The 25,220-nt window shown below is 58.1% G+C and carries 23 protein-coding genes and 2 pseudogenes; 18 read left to right on the plus strand and 7 right to left on the minus strand.

All coding sequences use genetic code 11. From position 1 onward, the window contains the following. Positions 1-50: 50 nt before the first annotated feature. From N8E88_RS02340 to N8E88_RS31640, 5 genes are all read left to right on the plus strand, one after another. A complete protein-coding gene (locus N8E88_RS02340) occupies positions 51-857 on the plus strand; it encodes a phosphodiesterase (RefSeq protein ID WP_262290926.1) in 807 nt (268 codons plus the stop codon). Further along, positions 854-1,552: an HAD family hydrolase gene (locus N8E88_RS02345; RefSeq protein WP_262290927.1), complete on the plus strand. Its 699-nt coding sequence runs from the start codon at positions 854-856 to the stop codon at positions 1,550-1,552. Before N8E88_RS02340 ends, N8E88_RS02345 begins: the two co-directional genes overlap by 4 nt. 387 nt (positions 1,553-1,939) lie before the next feature. Next, complete coding sequence (locus tag N8E88_RS02350; protein WP_262290928.1) at positions 1,940-2,554, plus strand: type IV toxin-antitoxin system AbiEi family antitoxin domain-containing protein; 615 nt, start codon at positions 1,940-1,942, stop codon at positions 2,552-2,554. Beyond that, a complete protein-coding gene (locus tag N8E88_RS02355; RefSeq protein WP_262290929.1) occupies positions 2,544-3,449 on the plus strand; it encodes a nucleotidyl transferase AbiEii/AbiGii toxin family protein in 906 nt (301 codons plus the stop codon). Before N8E88_RS02350 ends, N8E88_RS02355 begins: the two co-directional genes overlap by 11 nt. A 164-nt stretch (positions 3,450-3,613) precedes the next feature. Next, positions 3,614-3,787 (plus strand): HEPN/Toprim-associated domain-containing protein, encoded by a 174-nt coding sequence (locus tag N8E88_RS31640; RefSeq protein WP_410010526.1) that lies wholly within the window; start codon positions 3,614-3,616, stop codon positions 3,785-3,787. Between the two features lie 357 nt (positions 3,788-4,144). Here the strand turns inward: N8E88_RS31640 and nagA are convergent, their stop codons facing one another. The 4 genes from nagA to N8E88_RS02375 are packed head-to-tail and all read right to left on the minus strand — an operon-like array spanning position 4,145 to position 8,027. Continuing rightward, positions 4,145-5,323: an N-acetylglucosamine-6-phosphate deacetylase gene (gene nagA, locus N8E88_RS02360; protein WP_262290930.1), complete on the minus strand. Its 1,179-nt coding sequence runs from the start codon at positions 5,321-5,323 to the stop codon at positions 4,145-4,147. Next, positions 5,320-6,354, minus strand: coding sequence for an SIS domain-containing protein (locus N8E88_RS02365; RefSeq protein ID WP_262290931.1), 1,035 nt, complete (start codon positions 6,352-6,354; stop codon positions 5,320-5,322). Before N8E88_RS02365 ends, nagA begins: the two co-directional genes overlap by 4 nt. A gap of 27 nt (positions 6,355-6,381) precedes the next feature. Beyond that, on the minus strand, positions 6,382-7,146 hold the full coding sequence (locus N8E88_RS02370; protein ID WP_262290932.1) for a GntR family transcriptional regulator: 765 nt from the start codon (positions 7,144-7,146) through the stop codon (positions 6,382-6,384). Continuing rightward, on the minus strand, positions 7,143-8,027 hold the full coding sequence (locus tag N8E88_RS02375) for a glucosamine kinase nucleotide-binding domain-containing protein (RefSeq protein ID WP_262290933.1): 885 nt from the start codon (positions 8,025-8,027) through the stop codon (positions 7,143-7,145). Before N8E88_RS02375 ends, N8E88_RS02370 begins: the two co-directional genes overlap by 4 nt. A 305-nt stretch (positions 8,028-8,332) precedes the next feature. On the opposite strand from N8E88_RS02375, the gene N8E88_RS02380 reads away from it, so the two are divergent. Next, the gene (locus N8E88_RS02380; RefSeq protein ID WP_262290934.1) at positions 8,333-8,815 is read left to right on the plus strand and encodes a hypothetical protein; all 483 of its coding nucleotides are present in this window, start codon (positions 8,333-8,335) and stop codon (positions 8,813-8,815) included. Positions 8,816-9,025: 210 nt separating this feature from the next. Here N8E88_RS02380 and N8E88_RS02385 read toward each other — a convergent pair whose 3' ends face one another. Next, positions 9,026-10,279: an ROK family transcriptional regulator gene (locus N8E88_RS02385; RefSeq protein WP_262290935.1), complete on the minus strand. Its 1,254-nt coding sequence runs from the start codon at positions 10,277-10,279 to the stop codon at positions 9,026-9,028. Positions 10,280-10,556: 277 nt separating this feature from the next. Between N8E88_RS02385 and N8E88_RS02390 the strand changes: the two genes are divergently transcribed. The 8 genes and pseudogenes from N8E88_RS02390 to N8E88_RS02425 all read left to right on the plus strand — a co-directional run bounded on the left by N8E88_RS02390 (position 10,557) and on the right by N8E88_RS02425 (position 20,034). After that, entirely contained in the window at positions 10,557-12,023 is a 1,467-nt protein-coding gene (locus N8E88_RS02390; protein ID WP_262290936.1) for an ABC transporter substrate-binding protein, read from the plus strand. Between the two features lie 71 nt (positions 12,024-12,094). Further along, entirely contained in the window at positions 12,095-13,024 is a 930-nt protein-coding gene (locus N8E88_RS02395; RefSeq protein ID WP_262290937.1) for a carbohydrate ABC transporter permease, read from the plus strand. Between the two features lie 2 nt (positions 13,025-13,026). Then, positions 13,027-13,861, plus strand: a pseudogene (locus tag N8E88_RS02400) (carbohydrate ABC transporter permease). A 32-nt stretch (positions 13,862-13,893) separates the two neighbouring features. Then, on the plus strand, positions 13,894-14,919 hold the full coding sequence (locus tag N8E88_RS02405; protein WP_262290939.1) for a Gfo/Idh/MocA family protein: 1,026 nt from the start codon (positions 13,894-13,896) through the stop codon (positions 14,917-14,919). Between the two features lie 76 nt (positions 14,920-14,995). Beyond that, positions 14,996-16,162 (plus strand): ABC transporter ATP-binding protein, encoded by a 1,167-nt coding sequence (locus N8E88_RS02410; protein ID WP_262290940.1) that lies wholly within the window; start codon positions 14,996-14,998, stop codon positions 16,160-16,162. Between the two features lie 896 nt (positions 16,163-17,058). Continuing rightward, on the plus strand, positions 17,059-17,727 hold the full coding sequence (locus N8E88_RS02415) for a GntR family transcriptional regulator (protein WP_262290941.1): 669 nt from the start codon (positions 17,059-17,061) through the stop codon (positions 17,725-17,727). Between the two features lie 193 nt (positions 17,728-17,920). Continuing rightward, a complete protein-coding gene (gene bioB, locus N8E88_RS02420) occupies positions 17,921-18,892 on the plus strand; it encodes a biotin synthase BioB (protein WP_262291063.1) in 972 nt (323 codons plus the stop codon). After that, complete coding sequence (locus N8E88_RS02425) at positions 18,889-20,034, plus strand: 8-amino-7-oxononanoate synthase (protein ID WP_262290942.1); 1,146 nt, start codon at positions 18,889-18,891, stop codon at positions 20,032-20,034. Before bioB ends, N8E88_RS02425 begins: the two co-directional genes overlap by 4 nt. Before the next feature lie 8 nt (positions 20,035-20,042). Here the strand turns inward: N8E88_RS02425 and N8E88_RS02430 are convergent, their stop codons facing one another. Next, positions 20,043-20,432, minus strand: coding sequence for a transposase (locus N8E88_RS02430; protein WP_262290943.1), 390 nt, complete (start codon positions 20,430-20,432; stop codon positions 20,043-20,045). A gap of 244 nt (positions 20,433-20,676) precedes the next feature. On the opposite strand from N8E88_RS02430, the gene bioD reads away from it, so the two are divergent. The 4 genes from bioD to panD all read left to right on the plus strand — a co-directional run bounded on the left by bioD (position 20,677) and on the right by panD (position 24,103). After that, on the plus strand, positions 20,677-21,315 hold the full coding sequence (gene bioD / locus N8E88_RS02435) for a dethiobiotin synthase (RefSeq protein ID WP_262290944.1): 639 nt from the start codon (positions 20,677-20,679) through the stop codon (positions 21,313-21,315). Then, positions 21,312-22,583, plus strand: a complete 1,272-nt coding sequence (locus N8E88_RS02440) for an adenosylmethionine--8-amino-7-oxononanoate transaminase (RefSeq protein ID WP_262290945.1) — start codon at positions 21,312-21,314, stop codon at positions 22,581-22,583. The genes bioD and N8E88_RS02440 overlap by 4 nt, the downstream gene beginning before the upstream one ends. Then, positions 22,580-23,569, plus strand: a complete 990-nt coding sequence (locus N8E88_RS02445; protein ID WP_262290946.1) for a beta-ketoacyl-ACP synthase III — start codon at positions 22,580-22,582, stop codon at positions 23,567-23,569. The genes N8E88_RS02440 and N8E88_RS02445 overlap by 4 nt, the downstream gene beginning before the upstream one ends. Before the next feature lie 84 nt (positions 23,570-23,653). After that, entirely contained in the window at positions 23,654-24,103 is a 450-nt protein-coding gene (panD, locus tag N8E88_RS02450) for an aspartate 1-decarboxylase (RefSeq protein WP_262290947.1), read from the plus strand. Between the two features lie 325 nt (positions 24,104-24,428). On the opposite strand, the pseudogene N8E88_RS02455 reads toward panD, so the two are convergent. Beyond that, positions 24,429-25,135, minus strand: a pseudogene (locus N8E88_RS02455) (FkbM family methyltransferase). Positions 25,136-25,220 lie beyond the last annotated feature (85 nt).

Genomic DNA, 25,220 nt, shown 5'->3' on the forward strand with positions numbered 1-25,220 from the left:
GGATGCGGCGCAAATTGTGCCGTGTCCCTTTGCTTCAAACGGATTTCCCCATGAAACTCATTCACCTCACCGACCTGCACCTTGTGCCGCCAGGTGCCATGCTCTTCGGCTTCGATCCTGCCGAACGGCTGCGCAAGACCATCGAGCGCATCAACCGCGATCACGCCGATGCAGAACTCTGTGTCGTCACCGGCGATCTCACCGACGAGGGAGATCCCGCTTCGTACGAATTGCTGCGCGACGTGCTGCAGGAATTGCGCGTGCCCATGCGACTTCTGCTCGGTAATCACGATTACCGCGCGAATTTTCTAAAGGCCTTTCCTGACGAGCCGCGCGATGAGAACGGTTTTGTGCAGTCGGTCCATGAAAGCTCGGCCGGACGCCTCATCTTCCTTGACACGCTGGTGGAAGGATCAGGCCATGGCTCCTTGGGTGGTGGCCGGCTCGAATGGCTGCTGGCGCGACTGGCAACATCGGACCTGCCAGTTTATCTCTTCGCCCACCATCAGCTGCAACCTATCGGTCTGCCGCATTTTGAGCCATGGAACACAGAGAACTGGCGTCACAACATGCGGGCGATCGTTGGGGCCGGCAATGTGCGGCACATCTTCCACGGTCATGTGCATGTCGATGTCGGCGGTACCTGGAGCGGCATCCCCTTCAGCGCAAGCCGCGGTGTTGCGCATCAGATCATTCCAAATTTCGTGCGGAGAGATGCGGACTTTGTCGAGGATGCGCCGGCCTTTGATGTTGCGCTGATAGATGATGATGGCGTCCTGGTGCATCGTTTCGAAGTGAGCGACCGCCACGTCGTCGAGATCTCCGCTGCAGGTCCTCGTCCGGAGACCGTGCAATGAACCGACTGACCCCTTATGAACTGGTCATCTTTGATTGTGACGGCGTTCTGATCGATAGTGAGACGCTGGCAAGTCGCATCGACGCCGAAGAACTGACCCGCATCGGCTATCCCACGTCCTATTCTGATGTGGTTCTACGATTCACCGGCCTGTCGTCGGCGACCATGCGGAAAATGATCGAAGAAGACTGGGGCCGTCCCCTGCCTGATGACTTCGATACCATCGTGCAATCCCGGATAAAGGAAAGCTATCGGATAGAATTGCAAGCGATCGAAGGTATTGACCGGCTTCTGCATCAGTTGCCCTTGCCGCGCTGCGTCGCCTCGAGCAGCGCCCCCGACAAGCTGAGACTAGGTCTTGAACTGACGGGGCTTTGGCCGCACTTCGATCCACACGTATTCAGCTCGGTCCTGGTGAAGGCGGGCAAGCCGGCACCGGACCTGTTCCTCTACGCTGCAGCCCGGATGGGCATTGAACCGGCGCGCTGCGCCGTGGTGGAAGACAGCATTGCCGGCGTTCGCGCCGGTGTGGCCGCAGGAATGACGGTGATTGGTTTTACGGCAGGCGGCCACTGCCTTGAGGATCACGGTCAACGATTGCTCTCAGCCGGCGCTTCGGTCGTTGCGCGAACGGCTGAAGAACTGGGCATGCTGCTGACGGTGAACACAGCTTTATGCGCTACTGAGCAGACTTAATGATTCAATAGATAGCTTCCCCCAGGGCGCCGGGCGGCACGACGTCCGGCGCCCGACCCAGATCAGGGCGTCGGCTTCTGATCCATCACCGGAGAACATCGATATTCGGCTGCACCCGGTCGGTCAACCGAATGGGGAGGAGGAGCGAGATGGCCCAAGTCGTCACACACCACCAATTCAAATTCTGCACTTTCGCTCGCACGGGCGCGCGGATCAGCTCGACCACCCAGCGGGGCGATTGACGCTGAGAATCGGCAATAGCGCCGATGGCATCACCGAGACACGCCACCCCTTAAGGGAGAGGTGAGGGGGTGTTTCCCAGAGATGGAATGTGTTAAAACCTCTGCTGTTATGAGTCATGGCAGAGGAAATATCACGGACGTGGACATGGCCGACACCCAACGGGCTCGCGCGCTCGAACTCCTGAAAGCTCGGCACATGCTGCGGCTGAAGGATTTCGCCGCGCACGGAATTGGCTCGGAGACGCTCGCGCGTCTCATACGAGATGAAGAAGTCGTTCGTCCGGCGCGCGGTCTCTACCAGCTTCCCGACGCTGCGACGGACGTAAGTCATGCCCTGGCCGAGGCATCAGCGCTGGTGCCGAAAGGGATCGTCTGCCTGACCTCGGCGCTGCAATTTCATGAGCTGACGCTGCAAATGCCGTCGGCGGTCTGGATGGCCATTGATCGCACGGCTTGGCGCCCCAAGATCGACTATCCGCCGATCCGGTTCGTACGCTTCACCGGGTTCGCTCTCACCGAGGGCGTCGAACGGCATCGCATCGAGGGCGTCGAGGTGCCGATCACAAATCCGGCGCGCTCGATCGTCGATTGCTTCCGCTATCGATCGAAAGTCGGCCTCGACGTTGCGATGGAGGGGCTGCGCGAGGGCCTTCGGCGGCGCAAGACAACAAGCGACGAACTCTGGACATATGCGAAGAAGGCCAGGATCTGGTCGACCATGCGACCCTACGTCGAAGCGACGGTGGCCGATGGCGCGTGAACCGAAGAAAAACGTCGGGGCATCCGTGCGCGCCCGGCTGCTTGCGCGGTCACGCACAGAGCGCGTGGACTTTCAGATCCTGCTGACGCGCTACGCGCTCGAAAGGCTCCTGTACCGGCTGAGCCTATCCGCGCATCGCGACCGCTTCATCCTAAAGGGCGCGATGCTCTTCGTAACGTGGGTCGCCGACCCGTTTCGGCCGACGCGTGACCTCGACCTGCTGGGTTACGGTGAGAACAGCCCGAAGGCCATCGCCGAAACTTTCCATGTCATTTGCACGCAGCCGGTCGACGATGACGGCGTCGTTTTCGACGTCGATGGGCTCGAAGCCGTGCCGATCCGTGAGGAAGTCGAATACGGCGGCGTTCGTGTCCGGACCACTGCCGCTATCGCAGGCGCGCGCATTCCCATTCAGGTGGACATAGGCTTCGGTGATGCCGTCACGCCTGGACCGGTCGACATAGAATATCCGTCGCTGCTCGATGCGCCGGCGCCGCGCCTGCGGGCCTATCCGGTCGCGACCGTGGTCGCCGAGAAATTCGAGGCGCTGGTAACGCTCGGCATGGCAAATAGCCGCCTGAAGGATTTTTACGATCTCTGGTGGATTGCCGAGACGTTCGAACTTGAGCGGCCCACCCTTGTAGAGGCCGTGCGCCAGACATTTGCTAGAAGAGGGACGGAACTTCCCAAGGAGAGACCGACGGGTCTCAGCGATGCCTACGCGGAAGTATGGGATCGTCAGTGGCGGGCCTTTCTTGGTCGCGAACGCATGGCGGCCGCGCCGCCAAGCTTGGCCACGGTAGTGGGGGATCTCGGGCACCTTCTGCTGCCCTTGACAGAGCCCCTCGATGGCAATTGGCGTTGGAAGCCGCGCGAGGGATGGATACAGCCGTGAGCCAGGATGGCCGGAGAGAGGCGAAGGCCGTGGTACGAAGTGGTAGGAGTTTCGGCCGCGCACCCCAAGGACACTGGCCAAAGAAAACAATTCGTAGAAACACGTGATAACCTAAACAAGTCGGGCTTTCGCCCTCGAAGCTGGAGTGCCGCCGCTTGGGATCAATGATTCATCTGACGCTTGGTCGCATTGAACTTGACTGGGGCAAGAACGGCGGCTTTCAGAACCATAGCACCCTGTTTCGGCCGGGCGACCTAACTAATATACCGTATTTCTACGCTGCGGACGAGAATGATACCGAAAGCGCAGCGCTTTTCCCTCTAAAATCAAAGGCGTAACTTTTTGACGGCCTGGGTGTCGGAAATTCTCGCCAACACAAAAGTTGCGAGCAATTTCAATTGGTTATGTGGTACTTAAACATCGAGTGGGTATAGTTGATCCAGTCAACAAAAAATACGCGCGTTCAACAGCTGCTTCATCGACAAGTTCGGATTGCTGAAGGACAGGTAATCAACGAAAAGGAGACGCTCTGTACCAGCTGGGCGCGTTGCAAAAGGCAGAAGTCTGACAGCACCCAAACCCCTTTCCAGGCGCCCGGTGACAGCATGTGCGGTTGCCGGCCCTCCATCATTGGCGAGGGCGAAATTTCTATACGCGTGGGCTGGGGCTTTTTTCGAGTCGCGAAGTGCCCGGCTTCAGGCGACACGGGGAGGATCGGCCTCGGAAACCTTTCGCCCGCCGATCCAGGTGGATCTCAGCTCAAGTTCCTGCGTTAGCAGTACAAAATCTGCGTCAGATCCAGGCATAAGCCTACCTTTGTGTGAGCCAATGCCCATGGCATCGGCAGGGTATACTGTCGCCATGCGAAACGCTTCCTCCAGTGGGAGGCCGAGCGTCTCATGAACGAAGCGAATGGAGGAAAGCATGTCGATGTCGGCGCCGGCAAGTGTCCCGTCGGCAAGCGTCAATTGTCCGTCCTTGCGCAGGATCTCGCGTCCGTTCAGCCGGAAGCGCGTCATGTCAGTCCCGATCGTCGACATCGCATCGGTCACCAGGAAGATCTGCCCCGGCCCTTGCTTGCCGCGGATCGCTATGCCCATTGCCGCCGGATCGACATGGAAGCCATCCGCGATTATTCCCGCATGGAGCGCCCCGGTCGCTAGTGCCGCGCCGACAACGCCCGGTTCGCGGTGGCCAAGGCCGCTCATGGCATTGAAGAGATGCGTCACCGTGCGAGCCCCCGCCTTGGCATAGGCGCAGGCCGTCTCGAAGATGGCATCCGTGTGGCCAAGGCTGACGACGACGCCCGCATCGGCAAGCGCTTTCACTTGACTCTTGGTGGCATTTTCCGGAGCGAGCGTCACCATCAGGCAGCCCAGCGCACTCATGCAGGCAAGCATCTCGTCGAGATCCGATTTTCCCATGGGGCAGATCAGCGATGGATCATGAGCACCCTTCCGGGCCAAGGAGAGGTGCGGTCCCTCGAAGTGCAATCCGAGGAAGCCCGGCACGCCAGCGGCCTTCGCTTTGATCCCGGCCTTGATGGCGGCGGTCGTCACCTCGCGCGTGTCGGTGATCAGCGTCGGGAGCAATGCCGTCGTGCCGAACCGCGCATGGGCCGCGCAGATCCGCCGGATGCCGTCAAGCGTCGGCTGCTCGTTGAAGAGGGCACCGCCGCCCCCATTGACCTGCAGATCGATAAAGCCCGGCACGAGAAGGAGGCCGCGCGCGTCAATAGTTTCGACGCTATCATCGTCGGAATTTTCAGGAACAATAGAGTCGACACGCCCTGCCTCGACAACAAGCGCGGCATCATCGTGCCATTCCATACCGTCGAAGATTCGCGCGCCCGTGATTCTACTTTTTGCTCTCATCGGGTTTCCGTGACCTTCGTGAGATTGGCGGGTGCATCGGGGTTGCGGCCACGCGATCGCGACCAGGCTTCGACAAAGCCATAAAATGGCAGAATTAGCGCCAGCGCATCCGTAATAGGGTGCCCCGTCTCAACGAAGGGCAGGGGTTTTGCCGTTGCTGCCAGAGGCGAGGTGATAAGTACCCTGGCGCCCTTTGCAACCAACTCGTCAGCTACCTCGGCGACAGAGCCCTCGGCGGCATCGCGGGCCGCAAGTGCCAAAATCGGAAAGCGGGTGCCAACGAGTGCGACGGGTCCGTGCAGCACTTCCGCCGCGGAATAGGCTTCGGCATGGATCCCGGTCGTCTCCTTGAATTTCAAGGCCGCTTCGCTGGCGATCGCCATGGTCGGCCCGCGACCTATCACATAGATGGATTCAGCTTCACCTGCGTCGGCGGCAAATTCCAGCCATTTGAGTTTTACCGCTTCAGCAAAGTGCTTGGGTAGATCTGCCACCGCCCGTTTCAGCGCAGCATCCCCCGTCCACTCACTCAGCACTGCAAGGCCTGCAACGATGGAATTCACATAGGATTTGGTGGCGGCTACCGCATTTTCCGGGCCAGCCAGAATATCCAAAGCGTGGCGGCAGGCATCCGCCATCGGGGAGGGCAGTGTATTGGTCAGCGCGATCGAAATGGCGCCAGAGCGGGTTGCTGCGTCAGCCATCGCGACGATGTCGGGACTTTTTCCTGATTGCGAGATCGCGATAGCAGCGCCGCGGCTAAGGTTCAACTCTGTGCCATAGATCGACGCGAGCGAAGGTCCGATCGACGCGACGGGTAATTTTGCGGTGAGCTCGATCGCATATTTCAGGAACAGTGCGGCATGGTCTGAGGAGCCGCGGGCGATCGTCACGACAAACGCCGGATCCTTCGCACGTAAGGCCGAACCTGCGGCGGCGAATTCTTTCGCCGAGTGATCGAGCAACCTCGCGGCAGCTTCGGGAATTTCGTCGATCTCTCGCCGCATGTTCGTCTGCCCGGTGGTCTGCATGATGGAATCCTTCCTGAGAACAGGTCTTTAGGTTTGTGAAATTGTGAATTCAGTGACGAAGCCGTCGGCGTCGCCTCGGAAGAGTGAATGGGTAAATTCGATTGCTCGGCCGGAAGGAAGATAAGCGACCCGTTTGGTCAACATACCGGCCGCCCCGATTTCTACGCCGAGCATGCTGGCATCCGGGTTGTGGATATTGCACGCGAAGATGCGTTGGATCGCACGCACTGGCCTCACATTTGCGTCTTCGAGTGCACTGTAAATCGATGAGGTGACGCGGAGCGCGTCGGGCAGGAACTCTGAAGAAATGCAAGTCCGTTCGATTGCAAGCGGTTGACCTGCGGATTTGCGTAACCGGATCAAGCGCGCTACTCGATTATCGGCGGAGAGGCCGAGCGTCATCATCTCCTCTGGGGATGGATGGGAAATGCTGCGCTCCATCCACTCGCACTCAGTTTTCGCGCCGCTCCAGAAGAGTTCTTCGCTCAAAGAGGTCGTACACGACACGGGCTGAACTACGCGCGAGGCGGATCGTGCAACGAAGGTTCCTGACCCGTGACGGCGCACCAGCAGACCATCGCGCACGAGGTGGTCGATTGCTTTGCGAACTGTGACACGGCTAACCCTGGCATACTCGGCGAAATCCCGCTCGGGATAAAGAACATCGCCGTGGTTGAGCTTGCCAGACAGGATCGCCTCTTCGAGCGACAGGCGAAGTCTGTGATACAGCGGCCCGGCGCCCTTGTGGTGTACGCCCCCACGTGGAAGGATCGCGGCGAGCCTGTCGCTCATGCCATCGCCTCCGGTCTACGCCCGAACCGCGCGACCGCGAGTGCCACGGCCCCGGTAAGTGCGTCGCCCTCGGGTTCTGCTAGCAGCGATTGATGCCGTGGAGCGATCCAGGAACGATAGAACGGCGCTAATCCCCCGAGTAGACAAATCTTCTTCGTTCCTCGCGCGACCAAGAGGTCGAGCGCTTCGTCAACAGTGAGGGAGGCATCTTTCAACAGTCGCGCCGCAACGGCATCTCCTCGCTCGGCGAACTCGAATACCCGCGGCGCATAGCGACCGAACTCACCGGGTTTTGCCTGTCGCGCAAATTCGACAATTTCTCGCGCATCGTTATTGAACTCCGAAAGGACGGTTGAAACCACAGGGGAGGGGTCATGAATGCCGTCATGGACCAATAGGCTTTCCTGCAGGAGCGAATGACCAATGCGGGCGCCGCTGCCAAGGTCGCCGATAGTAAAACCCCACCCGCCAGCGTATTGGACCTCCTCGCGGTGACGTGAGACGTAGATCGTGCCAGTACCCAAAATGGCGACGGAGCCGTCCTGATCGCCAAGTGCGCCCTGAAGCGCGATTAGCCCGTCGGATTCGATATCGGCGGCGGCAAAAGGCAGCCACCGCTTCACGTATTCGACGGCGTCGCCAACATTGTGACCCGCGACCCCGAGAACCGCGCGCGCCTTCGCGATAGTGTCGGGATCGAGACCCGCTTCACGGAAGGCGGCACGCGCCGCATCGGCAATATTCGACAGTGCCGTTTCCGGATCAGAGAGAATGTTGGCTGGACCGGATTTTGCGCGTGCGAGAATACGTCCATCTGGGGCTGCGACTGCCGCACGGCAGCTTGTTCCACCGCCGTCGATTCCGATCAGATAAAACGTCATGGGCGCCTGCTGCTTCTCGTGAACGCAAAGTCATTGAGCGGCAAACGGCTCCTGCCTCAAGGATTCGCCGAGCGATGCTCTTGGCGTTTGACAACCAGCACCGGGCGTGGCGCTCAGCCTGTGTACGCTTCGAGAGTGGCATAACCCTTGGAGCTCGGACCGCGCCTACCCCTGGTTCCCACCTGATCCTCAAAAATTCCAAAGGATCAGTAAAGGTTAGTACGTGCGTCGCACAAACATACTAGGAAGTCAACCGCGAATTGATTAAGACGGTAGGGTAGACGCTAACTTAAGGAACGTTTCTCATGCCCTTTGATTTGAACCCTTTCCCCGCAGACACTGATCACCACGCCATCTGGGAAATGCTTGTGCGAAAAGACGTCGACGGCTTCGTCGCCCAAGACTGGTCAATCTTCGCTCCATCCTTCAAGTTTGACGGCTTTTGCGGATTGGATGCCAAAGGCTTGGCTGATCCCGCGGCTTGGGAGCCGCGATTTCCAACGGTAGAAGCATACCGTGATGCCTGGCTGGACGATGCCCGACGCTCTGCCGCGAGCCGATATGCCGAGGACCGGAGAGATGCTCTCTTTCGCGCAACCAATATGTTGGACATCCGTGTGGAAGGGCATACGGCCACTGCGAGAAAGACCTTCGATGATGCGATCGCCCTTGCAGACGGTGGCTCTCAGGAGTTGAACTGGCAGTCCGTTTTCTTTTGCACGAAGGAAGAGGGTGCATGGAAAATCACCGGCTTCGTCGGGTTTTTACCATTTACGCCCAACGGCTGAGCGGAAGCTATTTCCCAGTCAGTAATCGGCGAGGCGGGGCGCTCGTTCCCCGTCTCGTTCGTGACGGCGATGACCTAACCAGTCTGCTTCCTTATCCTTTCAAGGCCATTTCCGTTCCATAGATGTGAGCAGATCAGGTGCTCCGAGTGATAGACGGCTGGGGACCACCGATCCATTTCAATCACCGGCCTTCCAGCCGCGTCTCAGTCCCTAAATGACCACCTTCAGGTGACTTGATAGCACCAGTCCAGCGGCTCCTCGCAACGCAGTATGGCCCTCACCAATGCCGTTCACCGTGATGGAAATCTCCTGGTTTGGTCTCATCATCACCAGTCGCTCGACGTGCCGTCTGACGCGCTCTGCAGCCGTTGCCCCCCCGCCCGCAAGGTCTCCATGGAGGACGTAGGAGTTAAGGGAAAGTGTTTGCTGCAGGTTGACAATTCCGAAAGCCACATTGCGTGTGTAGCGTTCGAGGAGTGCGTCTGCCGGCTCCGATCCGGATTCCGCCTCTTTCACAAGACGAGCGCATGTAATGCTGCCCGGTTGCGGCAAACCTATTCGGGCAGCCTCCCTTCGCAGCCATGACAGGGCGGCCACAGTTTCCCAGCAGCCACGTTTACCGCAGTTACAGGCCTCGCCATCGATTTGAACCACTGTATGGCCAAGTTCGCCGCCGGAACCGGCAAGTCCACGGTAGACTTTGCCATCAATAAAGAAGGCTCCGCCGAGGACTTCACCGGTGTAAATCGCCGCGAAGTTCTGTTGGCCACGCCCGGGTCCAAACCATCGGTCTCCGACAAGCAAGGCACGGGGGTGATGATCAATGACGACCGGAAGAGAGAAGTGCTCCTGCAAAATCTTCACAAGGGGAAGCCCCGTCAGAACGGGCGCAAGGTTAACGGCGAGGATCACCCCGTTATCACTGTCGATCATCCCCGCCGACGCAATGCCAATTCCAAACGGCGCCCGATGGGCTTGAGAAAGCGTAGACGTAAGGGTGTCCTTCATAATCGCAATGAAAGCTTGCCTGTCGCCAAATGGATCGAATTCAGCCTTGGTAACGGCTTTGATTTCCCCGGTTAACGCCACAAGGCAAGTCTGTATGGTGCCGGGCAGCAGGAGCACAGCTCCTAGCACCGGGGCCTCAGGATTGAAATAAAGAGGGCGCGCTGGCTTGCCGCCTTTGAAATCAGAGGGAGATGCATCCCCTTCTACGAGAAGCTGTTCCTCAATCATCGGCTGAACGATGCCGGTTATAGTTGTCCGGTTAACTCCGGCGAGGCGCGCGAGGTCCGCACGGCTTTTGGGCCCGTTATCATACAAAGCCTGCAACACGCGACCGCGATTGATGGCGCCGAGCACTGATTGCGAAACAAGTGTCACGCCATTCTCGCCAGGAGCGACGTCCTTACTCGAAGGTGTGCGGTGGCCTAACGAATAGGACGGCTGATGATCAAATTTCAACTCACATCTCCAGTTTACCGGGTCGGCCTTTGTATCCTGTACGTTCTTGCACGACCAGACAGCACATTGCGTCTACATAATAGGCTTGATTGCGGCGCTTAGGCTTCCAGTTCCAAAATTTCATTGTGACGACTTCTTGACAGTAGCATAAGTTTGTGCGAAGTACAAACAAACTGCTGAAGGGCAGATAGAGGGGTAACGATTCAGATCCGACGCGGAAGCCTTCAGCTCCGCAGAAGGGCGGGAATCGGATTACAAGGCAACTGAGGAGGCTCGTATGACAATTGATATTAGAACTATGTCGCGACGGAACATGCTGAAGAGCGCTTCTTTCGCAGCTCTTTTGGCGTCTGGTGTCGGTACTTTGGCCGCACCCCGGCGCGCCGGCGCACAAGACGCCAAATCGGTGCGCGTCTTGTCCGTTGAAGATCCGTTCTTCTTCTCGCTGAAGGCAATGGTCCCGGAGTACGAGAAGGAAACGGGCATCAAGATCGAGCTCGAGAGTCTCTCCTACGACGCCCTGCAGTCGCGCCTTGTTTCCGCATTTGTCGCCAAAACCTCAGATGCCGACGTCATCGTTGTAGATCAGATGTGGCTTGGGCAATATCTCGACAACGGCTGGATCATCTCGCTCAACGATTTCATCGCCCGCGACAGCGAACTCGACCTTTCCGACTTCATTCCCGAGGTCCTGTATTCCTCGAACATGTGGCGCGGCCAGATCGGCACGCTTCCGGTTGCGGCCTATGCGCAAGGCGTCATGTACCGCAAGGACATATTCGATGAGTTCGGCATTGCTGCCCCGCCATCGAAAACTTCGGAAGAATGGACCTGGACAAAATACGTCGACACTCTGAAGAAGCTCGAAGGAAAATCGTTCGGAGGCCAGCCACTTTTCCCGACCGTGATTTGCGGCTCGCAGCCGTCGCCGATTACTCATATGTTCACGCAGCTCTCGGTGAGCCACGGCGCAAACTGGTTCAAGTCCTTCCCGACGGCTCCCTGGGATTTCTCTCCTCAACTCACCGGTCCGGCTTGGGTAAAGTCCGTCGAGGTTTACAGACAACTCTATAAGCTGTCTCCCCCCGAAGCGATCAACTATGTCTGGTTCGATGCCGGTACCCGCTTTGCCAAGGGCGACATCGGCATGTTTTACTGGTGGACCCCATACTTCTACCTGATCAAGAATTCCGGCTACATGACCGGCAAGAAGTCGGACGTCATGGAGAAGTACGCGACTGCTGTGTTGCCCAAGGCCGAGGGAGTGCCTCAGACCGTAAGCATCGGCGGATGGAGCCTCGGAATTCCATCCAGCTCTGAAAGGCAGGAGGCCGGATACGCCTTTATCAAGTGGGCGACGTCGAAGGCGACACAGAAGAAGATGGCCCTTTGGCCGGATCTGAATTACCAGTTCTCCGATTTCGCGCGCGCCTCGCTCTACGAGGATCAGGATCTGAGGGTGATCTATCCGTATCTCGACGTGCAATATTCAATGATGAAGCAGGGGAACGGCAAGATCACGCGCCCGCCTGTCCCAGGCTACACGGCCGTCGAAAGCGTGCTCGGACTCTCGTTGAACCAGCTCCTCACGGGTAGCGAAGATCCGAAGACGGCCCTCGAGCGCACCAACAGTTTGTTCGAGAGCATCCTGAAGGGCAATCTCATGATCCCTTACCAGAAGGAAAGCTTCGCCGACAGCAAAGATGAGGCCAAAGCCCTGATCGGCAAGCTCGGCAAGAAGTAATAGAGTTCTCTTCGAGCCGGCGCGGCAGCGTTCGCGCCGGCAAAACGAGCGAAAAAGAACTGGACCCGGAAATGCACACTACAATTGGTCGCTCTCCGCGGGCCCTCGGGCCTGCAGGCAAGAGCTTTGTCCGACGAAACCTGCCCTACCTGCTGATTGCGCCTTCGGTCGTAATGCTGCTCGCCCTAATCGCTTACCCTTTGCTGTTTGCGTTGAAATCGAGCTTTTACTTCTGGAATCTCCAGATCGGGCCGCAGCCGCTCGCCTTCGTCGGGATCGACAACTATGTTCAGGCCCTCAACGCCTTCGATTTTCGCGCGGCACTCGGCAACACGCTGATCCTGTCAGTTGCGGGCACGGCAATTGAGTTTGGACTTGGCCTGGCGATTGCCCTGATTCTGCTGAGAGCCCTCCCGGGCATGAACATCGTGCGTGCGCTGCTGATCTTGCCGACCACGATCGCGCCAATCGTCGTCGGCTTCCTATTCCGCTACCTCTATGATCCCGGTGGCGGGCTGTTGACATGGATTTTGCATGCACTGTGGCTGCCCGTTCCAGCGGAAGGCATTCTCGGCTCCCCGTCCACCGCTCTCGCCGCCATCCTGTTCGTCGATATCTGGCAGTGGACACCCTTCTTCGCGATTGTGCTTTACGCAAGCCTGCTTGCGGTTCCCGATGAGATCCTTGAGGCCGCACGATTGGATCGCGCCTCGCCGTGGACGATCCTGATGCGGATCAAGCTGCCACTTATCAAGCGTACCGCGATTATTATCATCATGCTGCGCTTCATGCAGATTTTCAACACCTTCGACACTGTGCTTGTGCTGACACGCGGCGGACCTGGCACCTCCACCCGCACGCTCGGTTATTCCCTCTATGAACAGGGCCTCGTGAACTTCAACATAGGTCTTGTCAGTGCAATGACTTGGATCACGGTGCTGATCGTCAACATCATCGTCGCCCTCTATGTGTTCTTCGCGTTCCGCAACGAGGAGTGGTAAATATGTCCCGTCGCACTACGAGTTTGAACACTGCACTTACCTATGCTGCCGGCCTTTTTTTTCCTGGCGATCTTTATTGGGCCTATTCTGTGGTTCATCGCTCTGGCGATCCGCCCGGCGGACACAGCATTCACAATGCCGCCGCAACTCACTTTCGAGCCCAATCTCGATGCATTCCGGCACATTCTCGTCGATCCCGGTACCAACGCCCCCCAACTGGTCAATAGCCTTGTCGTGGCAATTGGAGCCGTGTTGCTCAATCTTCCTTTCTCAGTTCCGGCCGCCTATGCCCTGTCCCGTTTCAAGTTGCGCGGCAAGAAGAACATCATGCTGTGGTATCTCGGTCTCCTTATGGCCCCGCCGGTCGCGTTCTTGATCCCGTACTTCGTCCTGATCACGCGCATCGGTCTTCAGGGATCCTATCTTTCCATGATTTTGGTTCTGCAGACGCTGACGATCCCATTTTCCGTCTGGCTTATGAAGAGCTTCATCGATGAGGTTCCGGCCGAACTGGAAGAAGCTGCTCGCGTCGATGGCGCGCGTTGGTACACGATCATGTGGCGGATCACGCTTCCCATCGTTCGCCCCGGCATCATCGTCACCTCCATGTTCGCCTTCGTGTTTGCATGGAACAATGCCGCCTTTCCCCTTGTCCTGAGCTCGCGCTCGACCGCCACCCTTCCGATCGGAACTCTTGGATATTTCGCGACCAGCGGAGTGACGTGGAACTACATCGCCGCTGCCGCTGTCCTGGCGATGATTCCGCCGATGATCATCTTCCTGGTTTTCGATCGATACGTCGTACGAGGCCTCACCTTTGGTTCGGTGAAAGGCTGAGACCTACCCAATGTTTGAATGGAGTAAATGAAATGAACAAACTGCGAATGGGCGTCATCGGTGCCGGTCTTTGGGGCAACAATCACGCTCACACATTTAACGTGTTGCCGGAAACTGAGCTTGTCGGCGTTTGCGACCTTGATGAGGGCAGGGCGCTCAAGATGAAGGAAAGCTTCGGAGCAGCAAAGGCCTTCACCGATTACACGAAGCTGCTCGCCAGCGATGAGATCGACGCCGTATCGGTCGCAACACCGGACTTTACGCATACGCCAATCATCCTAGCCGCACTCAAGGCCGACAAGCATGTCCTGAGCGAAAAACCGCTTGCCACCACCGTCAAGGAGGCCGAGGAGATTGCCGAGGCTGCCGCAAAGTCAAAAGGCAAGCTGATGGTGGACTTTCACAACCGCGTGAACCCCATCCTCGCCCAACTGCGTGACATGGTCCAGAACGGTGAAATCGGCCTCGCAAAACATGGGACGGCGCGCCTTTCGAACACCACGTTCGTTCCCTTGGAAATGCTGAGCTGGGCATCAAAATCTTCGGCCCTCTGGTTCCTTGGAAGCCATCTGGTCGATGTCCTGCGGTTCATTCTCGCAGACGAGGTCACTCGCGTTTATTCCGTTGCCCGTTCCGGCACGCTTTCGAGCAGTGGCGTCGACACCAAGGACTTCCACGTGTCCATCCTGGAGTTTTCCAAGGGGACGGTCGTCACCATGGAAAACAGCTGGATCCTGTCGAAAGACAATCCTTCCCTCGTTGACTTCAAAATCGAGTTTGTCGGCGAAAAGGGACAAATCCAGGCGGACCCGACCCATAACGGCGGCCTGCGCAGGATTGTGGAGGGAGGACTGAGATTCAACGATTACATCGGCATCACGCCGACCGGAGAGACGCGTATCGGTGGCTTCGTGCTCGAGTCTATTGCCCGCTTTGTCGACAGCGTGGTGCGTGGTGCTCCGTTGCTGGCCGATGCTGAGGACGGCCTCGCGAACACCAGGATTTTGGCGGCGATCGAGGAATCAGTCGTCAGCGGCAAAGCGGTAAACATCGGCTAAGCCGGAACCAAAAGCGCGGGGCGCTTCGTCCTTACGGACGGCTTGCCTCGCCCGAAAATACTGGGAGTAGATAAAAATGGCGTCCATGACTTTTGACGGGATTGGCAAGACCTATCCGGACGGGACCGTCGCCGTCGCCAATGTGAGCTTCGCCATTTCGGACGGAGAATTCGTCGTGTTGGTCGGCCCCTCGGGTTGCGGCAAATCCACCTTGCTCAGAATGGCGGCCGGCCTCGAAACGCTCAATAGCGGCCGACTGCTGATGGATGACACGGATGAAACGGATACCGAGCCACAGGACCGGGATATCGCGATGGTTTTCCAGAACTACGCGCTTTATCCACACATGAGCGTCTATGAAAACATGGCGTTTGGTCTGCAGCAGCGCAAAATGCCGAAGGAAAAGATCGACAAGCTCGTGCGGGATGCTGCCGAAATGTTGGATCTTACCCGATATCTCGAGCGCAAACCCGGCGCGTTATCCGGCGGTCAGCGCCAGCGTGTGGCGATGGGGCGTGCGATTGTTCGCCATCCGATGGCGTTCCTGATGGATGAGCCTCTATCCAATCTTGATGCTAAGCTCCGGGTCCAGATGCGGGGCGAACTGAAGCTGCTCAATCAGCGTCTCGGTGTTACGACGCTCTATGTGACCCATGACCAGGTCGAGGCCATGACTATGGGGGACCGCGTCGCGGTGCTGAAGCCGGTGTCCAATGATCAGGAAAGCAACCTTCAGCAGATTGACACGCCGCAGATGCTCTACGACAAGCCGGCCAACCTCTTCGTTGCTGGCTTCATCGGATCACCAGCCATGAATTTTCTGCGGATCGAGCTTAAGGCAGAGACGGGATCACTGAGAGCCGCGATTTCGGGAACGGAAATATCCTTTCCTGTTCCCGCAGGGGCGGCCCTGTCGGCGTACGCCGGACGGCAGGTCATTGCCGGGATCCGCCCGGAAATGTTTCAAGTTTGTCCGGAGGGGGAGGCGCTGTTCAACGAGCGGATTCCTGTCGCTGAAGCACTCGGGGCCGATACGTTTGTCTTCTTCGACATCCCGTCCCCGCCCGTTAACGTCAACGATGCTGAGGACACCGAAGGTTTCACGTACAAGGGTAAGAACCGCCTGGTGGCGCGAATTCCTCCGGCCCTGACACCAGCTCTGAACCAGCGCCTCGCTCTGACGGTCGATCTCGCAAAGCTACACTGGTTCGATCCGACGACAGGTGTCGCCATCCGCGACTGATTTTTAGCAAGGAACATAACCAGATAGGGTTTTCAAAGTAGTTTCTCTTGCCTCCCAAGGCATCTTGGCTGTCGTCGAATGGAGTTCGGCGGCAGCCTTTTTTATTGCTCAGCATTTTCGCAACCCGTGTGGACTGGGACATCATCCGCAACACCATCGCTAAGGAATGGCGTGTGAACGATGTTGGTAAGTTCTTGCTCATCATGACTGTCTTCGGCGTGATGTCCGTTCTCCGCGGTTGGCCGTCAGAAATTTCTAATGCTTTGGCAGACGGCGTAAACCGTGCTTGCAGCGAAAAAGAACGCTGCTACCTTAAAAGGGCTGTACACCCCGACAGCCGAGGCCCGGCCTCGCACCACCTTACCGGATGCCGGGCTTCACCGTGTACTTCAACGCAATCCCTTTGTGAATTTGTGAAAGTCGCTTGCGCTTATCCCAGTGTTGAGCTTTGCTATCGGTGGCGACCGTGGCGTGGTGTCGATGTAGATGCCAGCCTCAAAGAGGCACCTATCCCGTCCTCAAGATCGCGGATTCCCCTGCTGATGGATGCCGCCTGTCGGAACTTCCATGTTCAGCAGCGGCGGTCACGTATCGCAAATGGCGCAGGTCGATTGCAGGCCAAGGAAGCTAGGGCGCAACCGCGTCGTCTTTTTGAAAATCGAATCGCGCGCGTGAACCGGTTTGCACCTTGACCGCCACCGCGATCACAGTTCTCCTATGGTTTCAAAGGCAAGCTCATGCCGCTCAAGATCACTGGGCGGGGCTCACGGCGCGCGCGCTCTCTGAAGTCCAATGGGCACCAGGAAAATCGTGCCGGCCGCGCATCCAAAGGCTTCATACGCGAAAAAGATTCGGCCGGGCTCGACAGGCTCTCGGAAGCAAAATATCTATAGAACATGACCTCAACGAATGCAGACACCATCGCCAACCGCATCAGCCGTATTCTTGCCGACAGGATCGTAACCGGCCAACTGGAGCCGGGTACGAAACTGCGGCAGGATCACATTGCCGAGGAATTCGGTGCGAGCCATGTGCCGGTCCGGGAGGCGTTCCGCAAGCTGGAAGCACAGGGACTGGCGGTCAGCGAACCCCGCCGCGGCGTGCGGGTGGCTTCCTTCGATTTGAAGGAAGTGCGGGAAGTGGCACTGATGCGTGCCGAGCTCGAGGGTCTTGCGCTGCGGCAGGCGGCTCCGCATTTGACATCCTCAATTCTGGAGCATGCTGAAGAGGCAACCGTTGCCGGGGACAATTCGCGGGATGTGCGCTCTTGGGAGGAGGCAAACCGGCGGTTTCACCGGCTGATCCTCGTGCCATGCGGCATGCCGCGGCTGCTTGCCGCGATTGATGACCTTCATTCGGTAAGCGCGCGTTTCCTGTTTTCCGCCTGGCGTTCCGATTGGGAAGTGCGGACGGATCATGACCATCGCGCGATCCTGGGATTTCTGCGCCAGGGCAATATTGACAATGCCGTCGCAGTGCTCGAACGCCACGTCCAATGGATCGGGCAAAAGCCTGTCAGAAGCGCCACAGGTTCGACGCGAGAAGCTTTCGCCATCGTCGGCTAGCACGCCCACCCTTTAAAGCCTGCTGCTGTGCAGCCTTACAAGAGCCGCTCTATTTCGAAGGCCGGCTCTTATTCGGTTGCGTTTTTTATCGCGCTGGCTAGAGTTATAGATAAGTATCGATTCTATCTATAATTGCTCTCCCACATTAAAAGTCGAAGAATACCCGCTGCCGGAGGTGCCCGAGTTGCAATCCATCAATCTGCATGCCTCAGCCGATGCAAGCTGGCATTTTTCAGAGACCAAAAAAATCTATAATTTGCCGTTCAATGATTTGCTGTTTCGGGCGCACACCATCCACAGGGCGCAATTCGACCCCAACGCTGTGCAATTGAGCAGGCTTTTGTCGATCAAGACAGGGGGATGCCCGGAGGATTGTGGTTATTGCAGCCAATCCGCGCAGTATCCCACCGGCCTTAAAGCTTCCAAATTGATGGAAGTCGAGCGCGTCCTAGCTGAGGCTCGCAAGGCCAAGGAGGGCGGTGCGACACGCTATTGCATGGGTGCCGCCTGGCGCAGCCCGAAAGACCGCGACATGGAGACGATCGTCGCCATGGTCGAGGGTGTCCGGGAGCTTGGAATGGAAACCTGCATGACGCTCGGCATGCTATCGCCGGCGCAGGCGGCACGGCTCGGCAATGCCGGCCTTGATTACTACAATCACAACATCGACACGTCGGAACGCTTCTACAGCGAAATTATCAGCACGCGTACATTCGCGGACCGCCTGGAGACGCTCGCGAATGTGCGGGAGGCGGGAATCAAGGTTTGCGCGGGCGGCATCCTCGGCATGGGCGAGACCACCGAGGATCATATTGCCATGCTGGTGACGCTCGCTAATCTGCCGGTTCCGCCTGAGAGCGTGCCGATCAACATGCTGATCCCCATCCCCGGATCAAAGCTTGGGGATGCGGCTCCGGTCCACCCGATTGAATTTGTCCGCGTGATAGCGCTTGCCCGTATCCTCATGCCAAAGACCCATGTCCGCCTTTCCGCCGGGCGCTCGGACATGAGTGACGAGATGCAGGCGTTGTGTTTCTTTGCTGGCGCAAATTCAATCTTTGTCGGCGACACGCTGCTGACAGCCGGCAATCCCGGCGAAGATCATGACGCCGCGCTGTTCCGCCGCCTCGGGCTGAAGCCGATGGCGCTGGACACCGCTGAATGATGCCCGAGCATCTTGCCCGCTATGCAAAGACGCTGAGCGGGCTGGAGCGGAAGCGACGGCGGCGTGCGCTCGTTCCGCAAGGTGGCATCGATTTCACATCGAACGATTATCTTGGTCTTGCCAATTCACCGCGTATCAGATCGGCAATTGCCGAGGCTCTGGAGCGCGGTGTTGCCGTTGGCTCGGGCGGGTCGCGTCTGTTACGGGGTAATCACCCTGAACACGAGGCCCTGGAGGCAGATGCTGCCGCCTTTTTTGGAACCGGTCGGGCGCTCTATTTTGGAAGTGGCTATATCGCTAATACCGCACTCTTTTCAACGCTACCGCAGCGGGGCGATCTCATCGTTCACGATGCTCTGATCCACGCCAGCGCGCATGAGGGCATCGCGGCCAGCCGGGCAGAGGCAGTCGCCGCACGGCACAATGATGTTGCTGATTTCGAGGACGCGATCGCAAGGTGGCGCAAAGACGGGGGGATGGGACATCCCTGGATCGCCGTCGAGAGCCTTTATTCGATGGATGGTGACCGCGCGCCGCTGGCGGAGCTTCTTGGCCTGGCAGAAAGGCATGACGGCTTCGTCGTGATCGACGAGGCGCACGCGACAGGCGCCTTCGGCTCTGGCGGCCGCGGTCTTGCCGCCGGCATGGAGGGCCGGGATAATGTTATCCTGCTACATACATGTGGGAAAGCACTTGGCGTTTCCGGGGCGCTTATTGGCGCGTGCAGCGTGATTTGCGATTACCTCGTAAATCGCGCGCGGTCTTTCATCTACTCCACGGCACCTTCGCCGTTGATGGCCGCAGGCGTTCGGGAGGCCCTGAAAATCCTGGTGGACGAACCGGAGCGCCGCACGGAGTTCGCGCACCTTCGTACCTTTGCGAATGCGCAACTGACGGCGGTGCTTGGGATCGAAGGCAGCGGTTCGCAGATACTGCCGGTGATGATCGGCAACAACAGTCGCGCGATGCGTATCGCCGCACGGATGCGCGCCGAGGGCTTCGATATTCGTGCAATCCGCCCGCCGACGGTGCCGGAAGGGACAGCCCGCTTGCGGATCGCCATCACCCTCAACGTCGACCGGGCCGCCATTGTCCGCATGTTTGACGCCTTGGCGACTGTGTTTATCGAGGAGGCAGCCTAATGCGAACATCACACGACAATCTTGAAGCTGACCTGGAAGAGAGATCGGGTTTGCAGCATGGCCCACCGTACGTTCACGCGGCGCCGGGCAACAGCGATGAATGCCTGGTGTCGGTTTCGCTCGCGGGGTTCACGGGTATAGAAGACGTGGCTGTCTGGCTGACCGAGCGAGCAGAAGGCGAATTGGCAGGAGACACGCTTGGGGCCCTTATTGCCGCCGGCAGGACGTCGCAGGAAGCGGGTTTTGCCGGATTGGCGCAGGACGGGGGCGATGCCGGCCGCGGCGGCGAGTGCGTCGGCGGAGGGGATGCGGTCTTTGGTCGCGAGCGCTTCGACAGCCAGTTCTCGGTGGAGGCAGTGGATGTCCTTGGCGATATCGGTGCCGACATCAATGCGCATGCTCCCCTCCGAGCGTTGACCACGGTCAGGCGTTCCGCCCGCGCCGTCGCTGTCCCGCACGGCGATCAATCACAGAGCCTGATCGGGGGTCGATGCGATTTGGCGCTGCCGGGGGCTCTGCTCCTGAGCCATCAATGGCAGCCAGCATGAAAACTATTCCGGCACCGCCGCCCGGCGGAAATCGTGGCACAGCAGAAAAACATCGCATGGCACTGTCCACACAGCATCTGAAAGGTAGGGAAGCATGACACTCCGTTTTGTTGTCACGGGGACGGACACCAATATCGGCAAGACGGTATTTTCGGCAGCATTAGCCGATGCGCTTGGTGCTGCTTACTGGAAGCCCGTTCAATCGGGCCTTTCAGGAGAAACGGATAGCGAAACTGTCCAGCGTCTCGGACGAATACCGTGTGAACGTATCATCCCTGAGGCGTGGCGGTTGAAGACGCCGGCCTCGCCGCATGTTGCTGCAAAAATTGCCCAGGTTCGGATCCGACCGGAGGAACTTTTACCTCCGCAAACTCAGTCAACGCTTATCATCGAGGGAGCTGGCGGCGTGCTGGTCCCCTTGACGCAAAGCGAAGTGTTCGCCGATGTCTTTGCCCGCTGGCAGATTCCGGTGATCCTTTGCGCCCGCACCGAGCTTGGAACGATCAACCACACGCTGCTATCACTTGAAGCCCTGCGCCGCCGTTCCATTCCGGTTTTCGGTGTTGCGTTCATCGGCAACGAACAGACCGATACGCTAGAAATCATTCCCAAACTCGGCAACGTAAACTGTCTTGGACGGTTACCGCTGATTGATCCCCTGACGCCTTGTGCATTGCGCCAGGCGTTTCGAATTCATTTCGACACGTCCTGTTTTCGGAAAGGGCTCCTGTGACCCGCTCCGCTGTCTGGCATCCATTCACCCAGCACGGACTCGAGCCGGCAATGAAGCGCATTGTCAGGACAGAGGGCACCTATCTCTTTGACGAGCAAGGTCACGCTGTCCTCGATGCGATCTCCTCCTGGTGGGTCATTACGCACGGCCATCGCCACCCGCGCATCATGGATGCGATCCGATGTGCCAGCGAGATCTATGACCAGATTATCTTTGCCGAATATACCCACCAGCCGGCGGAGGAACTGGCGAGAGGGTTGGTCGCTATTGCCCCTGCCGGTCTCGACCATGTGTTCTATTCCGACAGCGGCTCGACCTGCGTCGAAGTGGCGCTGAAAATGGCCCTCGGCTTCTTCCACAATTGGGGCACGCCGCGCTCCCGCATTGTCGTCATGGAGCATGGCTACCATGGGGATACGATCGGGACGATGTCAGCGGGCGAACGGGGTGTCTTCAATACGGCCTATGCACCAATGCTTTTCGGTGTGGACAGACTGCCGTTTCCAGTGCCGGGAGGAGAACAGGACACGCTCGACGCCTTCGAGGCGTTCTGCCGGGGCGGACAGGTTGCAGCGCTGCTGATTGAACCGCTGGTTCTCGGAGCAGGGGGTATGCGTATGTACCCGGCATCGCTTCTGGCTGAACTGAAGGCGATCGCGACAAGGCATCGCAGCCTGATGATCGCCGACGAAGTGATGACCGGGTGGGGCCGCACGGGAACTCTCTTTGCCTGCGAGCAGGCGAACATCACACCAGATATACTATGCACATCCAAGGGGCTGACGGGCGGATCACTCCCGCTGGCCGCGACTTTATGTTCGGCCGAAATTTTCGATGCGCATCTGTCCACAGATCGAAGCCAGACCTTCTTTCATTCCAGCTCCTATACCGCCAATCCGATCGCCTGCGCCGCAGCGCTGGCCAATCTTGACGTCTGGAAGACCGAGCCGGTCACGGCACGCATCCAGTCGCTCGTCGCCATGCATGGCGCAAGGCTGGAGCGGTTCAAGGCGGACGCCCGTTTCGGTAACGTGCGTCAGGCCGGGACGATCGTTGCGCTTGACGTCAATGTCCCGGCGACCGGTTACCTTTCCGATGCGGGGCCGAAGCTCAGGGCATTCTTCAAGGGAAGAAATATCCTTATCAGGCCACTCGGCAATGTTATCTACCTGATGACGCCCTATTGTGTGACGGCCGACGATCTCGCCCGGATCTACGATGTCATTGATGAGGCAGCGGACATGATTGTCCAAGGCGGTGACCGATGAGTCTGGTCAAGGCAAGCCGTATCGCCGGGTTCGGCCATTACGCTCCAGAGCGCCGTGTTGGAAATGCCGAGATCGAAGACCAGCTCGGTCTCGAACCTGGCTGGATCGAGCGCAGGACGGGCATCCGCGCGCGCCGGTGGGTGGTGGAAGGAGAACTGCTTACCGATCTTGCAGCAAGGGCTGGGTGCGTTGCCCTTTACGATGCCAACGTCCACCCTGGCGACATCGGATTGACGATCCTGGCGACATCGACCCCAGACCATCTGTTGCCGCCTTCCGCTCCGTTGCTAGCCCATCATCTCGGCTTGGCGAATTCCGGTGCGATCGATCTTGCCGGCGCCTGCTCGGGATTTATCTATGCGCTGACATTGGCTGACGGCTTTGTGAGAACCCAAGGCAAGCCTGTGCTCGTAGTCGCTGCCAATATTTTGAGCCGGCGCATCAACCCCGCAGAACGCGCCAGCGGTGTTATTTTTGCCGATGCGGCGGGCGCCGTCGTTCTGGTCCCGACTGACAATGCGGAACAGGGGCTGCTCGGTGTGGATCTTGCATCTGACGGCAGCCGCTACGGTCTGATTTCGATTCCGGCGGGGGGCTCCAAACAGCCATTTGCTGCTGGCATGGCCGCTGAAGAATGCCTGATGACCATGCGCGACGGCAGAGAAATATTTGCCCAGGCCGTGCAAATCATGACCATTTGCGCCAGGCGGGCGCTGGCAAGCGCTGAGCTCCCGCCTGCGGAGGTGTCGAGGTTCGTCCCGCATCAGGCCAATGCCCGTATCTTCGACGTCGTTGGTGAGAATATCGGGATTGAGCCCGAAAGGATCGTTCGCACGATCGCTGAATACGGCAATTCCTCGGCCGCGACCATTCCGCTTTCGCTGTCGCTCGCTCACCGGGCAAGGCCATTTGCGTCGGGAGAAAAGCTGCTGTTGACGGCAGCCGGTGCCGGCCTGACAGGCGGCGCGGTCGTCTGGGGCATCTAGCGGAGCGTTGCAGATCATATCCGGTTCAACCGAGCCGCCTGCACGAATGGTAGCGGTGTATTAAAACGAAGGACGTTTAAAACAATGCGAAAGATGGTCGCCGGCAAGCTTCATGGGATACACATCACAGAGGCGAACCTCAATTACCACGGTTCGATTACCCTTGATCCTGCTCACTGCGAGGAAGCAGGCATTCTTCCCATGGAATTTGTGGAAATATGGAACAAGAATTCCGGCGAACGGATTTCGACCTATGTCATATTCGGTGAGCGCCACTCCCGATGCTGCATTCTCAATGGTGCTGCGGCGCGGACATGCCAACCTGGCGACCAAATCATCGTCTGCAATTCGGTTTATCTAGACGAGCAGAAGATTACGTTTTTGAAGCCACGGGTCCTTACTTTCGACAAAACCAACCGCGTGTGTGACCGTCTAAGTTACTCTGTTACCCTTGGTGAGAACGGATATATCTTCGCCATCCTTGATGAGTCGAATCAGCCGTTGGCGATTCCCGCTCTTGTTTCTCCCGCCTGACGGGGCCCGCGGAAAATTGTCTCTGGTAAGAAGGAGACTCTTGTATCCGCTCGACGGCAATCGTTTACCCGATAGCACGATGCGCCGACGCGAGGGCGCACGTTCTCGGCTTTTCTCAGTTCTTCAGTCCGCGAGTGGCGTGTGAAACACGTTTTAATCGTTGGCACGTTCTTTCTCATCATGGCAGTCTTCGGAGTGATGGCACTGGGGCTCTTGTTCTATCAGAGCAAACAGATGTTCAAGATGCTTGTGTGCGTTCATCTGACCCAATCGAATCGCGGCTTCACATAACTCACGAAGTATCTGGTCATTGAATCGCATGCTTTCAATCCGTCGCTTCGAAAACTCCCGCATCGTATTCTCGCAGGCCCTGCTTTTTGGCGAAGAGGACACAGGGGCCATAGGAGCCACGAGGGTCGTAGGCGAAGCCTTTTGCTCCCAAAGCCTGAGTAATTTCACGAATGCCTGACAATCCGTAGAGGTGGTCGTGAAGTTCAAGGAAGATCCGATCGATGCCGGAAAGCTCAGCCCTGCGAAGCAAATCTCGTTCAGCGCCCTCAATGTCCATGACCAGAACGTTGATGGCATGATCCGCTATAAAGCCATCGATGTTGGTCGACGCTAGCGATATCTCGAATTGGTAAGAACCTTGATTTTCGTCCATGGATGACATCCAGAGATCCTCTCGAACATAGAACGGCAAGGTACACGGTTCACCGGCCGTCAATATTCCTTGGACAATACGACGTTGCGAAGGTCGTTTGCACTGATCACACGATGTGCAAGGGCCGCTGTCGATGCATTTGCTTCGAACGACCACACCCGGACTCCCTGAACCTTTGCGATAATCGACGTGATGACGCCGATCCCAGTCCCCAGCTCCAGCACGCGATCATTCGGCCTCACGGCCTTGATGACCCCCTTGGCCTCTTTTGCTTCGTAGCTGCCACTTGTAAGCGCCTGCCAGATAACCGGTGAAACCTCATCAGATGCTAGAGCCACCCTAATTCCGTGAACCGTCAGTAATTCCAAACCAAACTCCTTTGGTTGCTTATAGGGCTATGCTGCCAGACGGGTTAACTATCGCCTGCACCGACTTTCTTTTTTCAAGACATCG

Source organism: Phyllobacterium zundukense, from assembly GCF_025452195.1.
Taxonomy (GTDB): Bacteria; Pseudomonadota; Alphaproteobacteria; order Rhizobiales; family Rhizobiaceae; genus Phyllobacterium; species Phyllobacterium zundukense_A.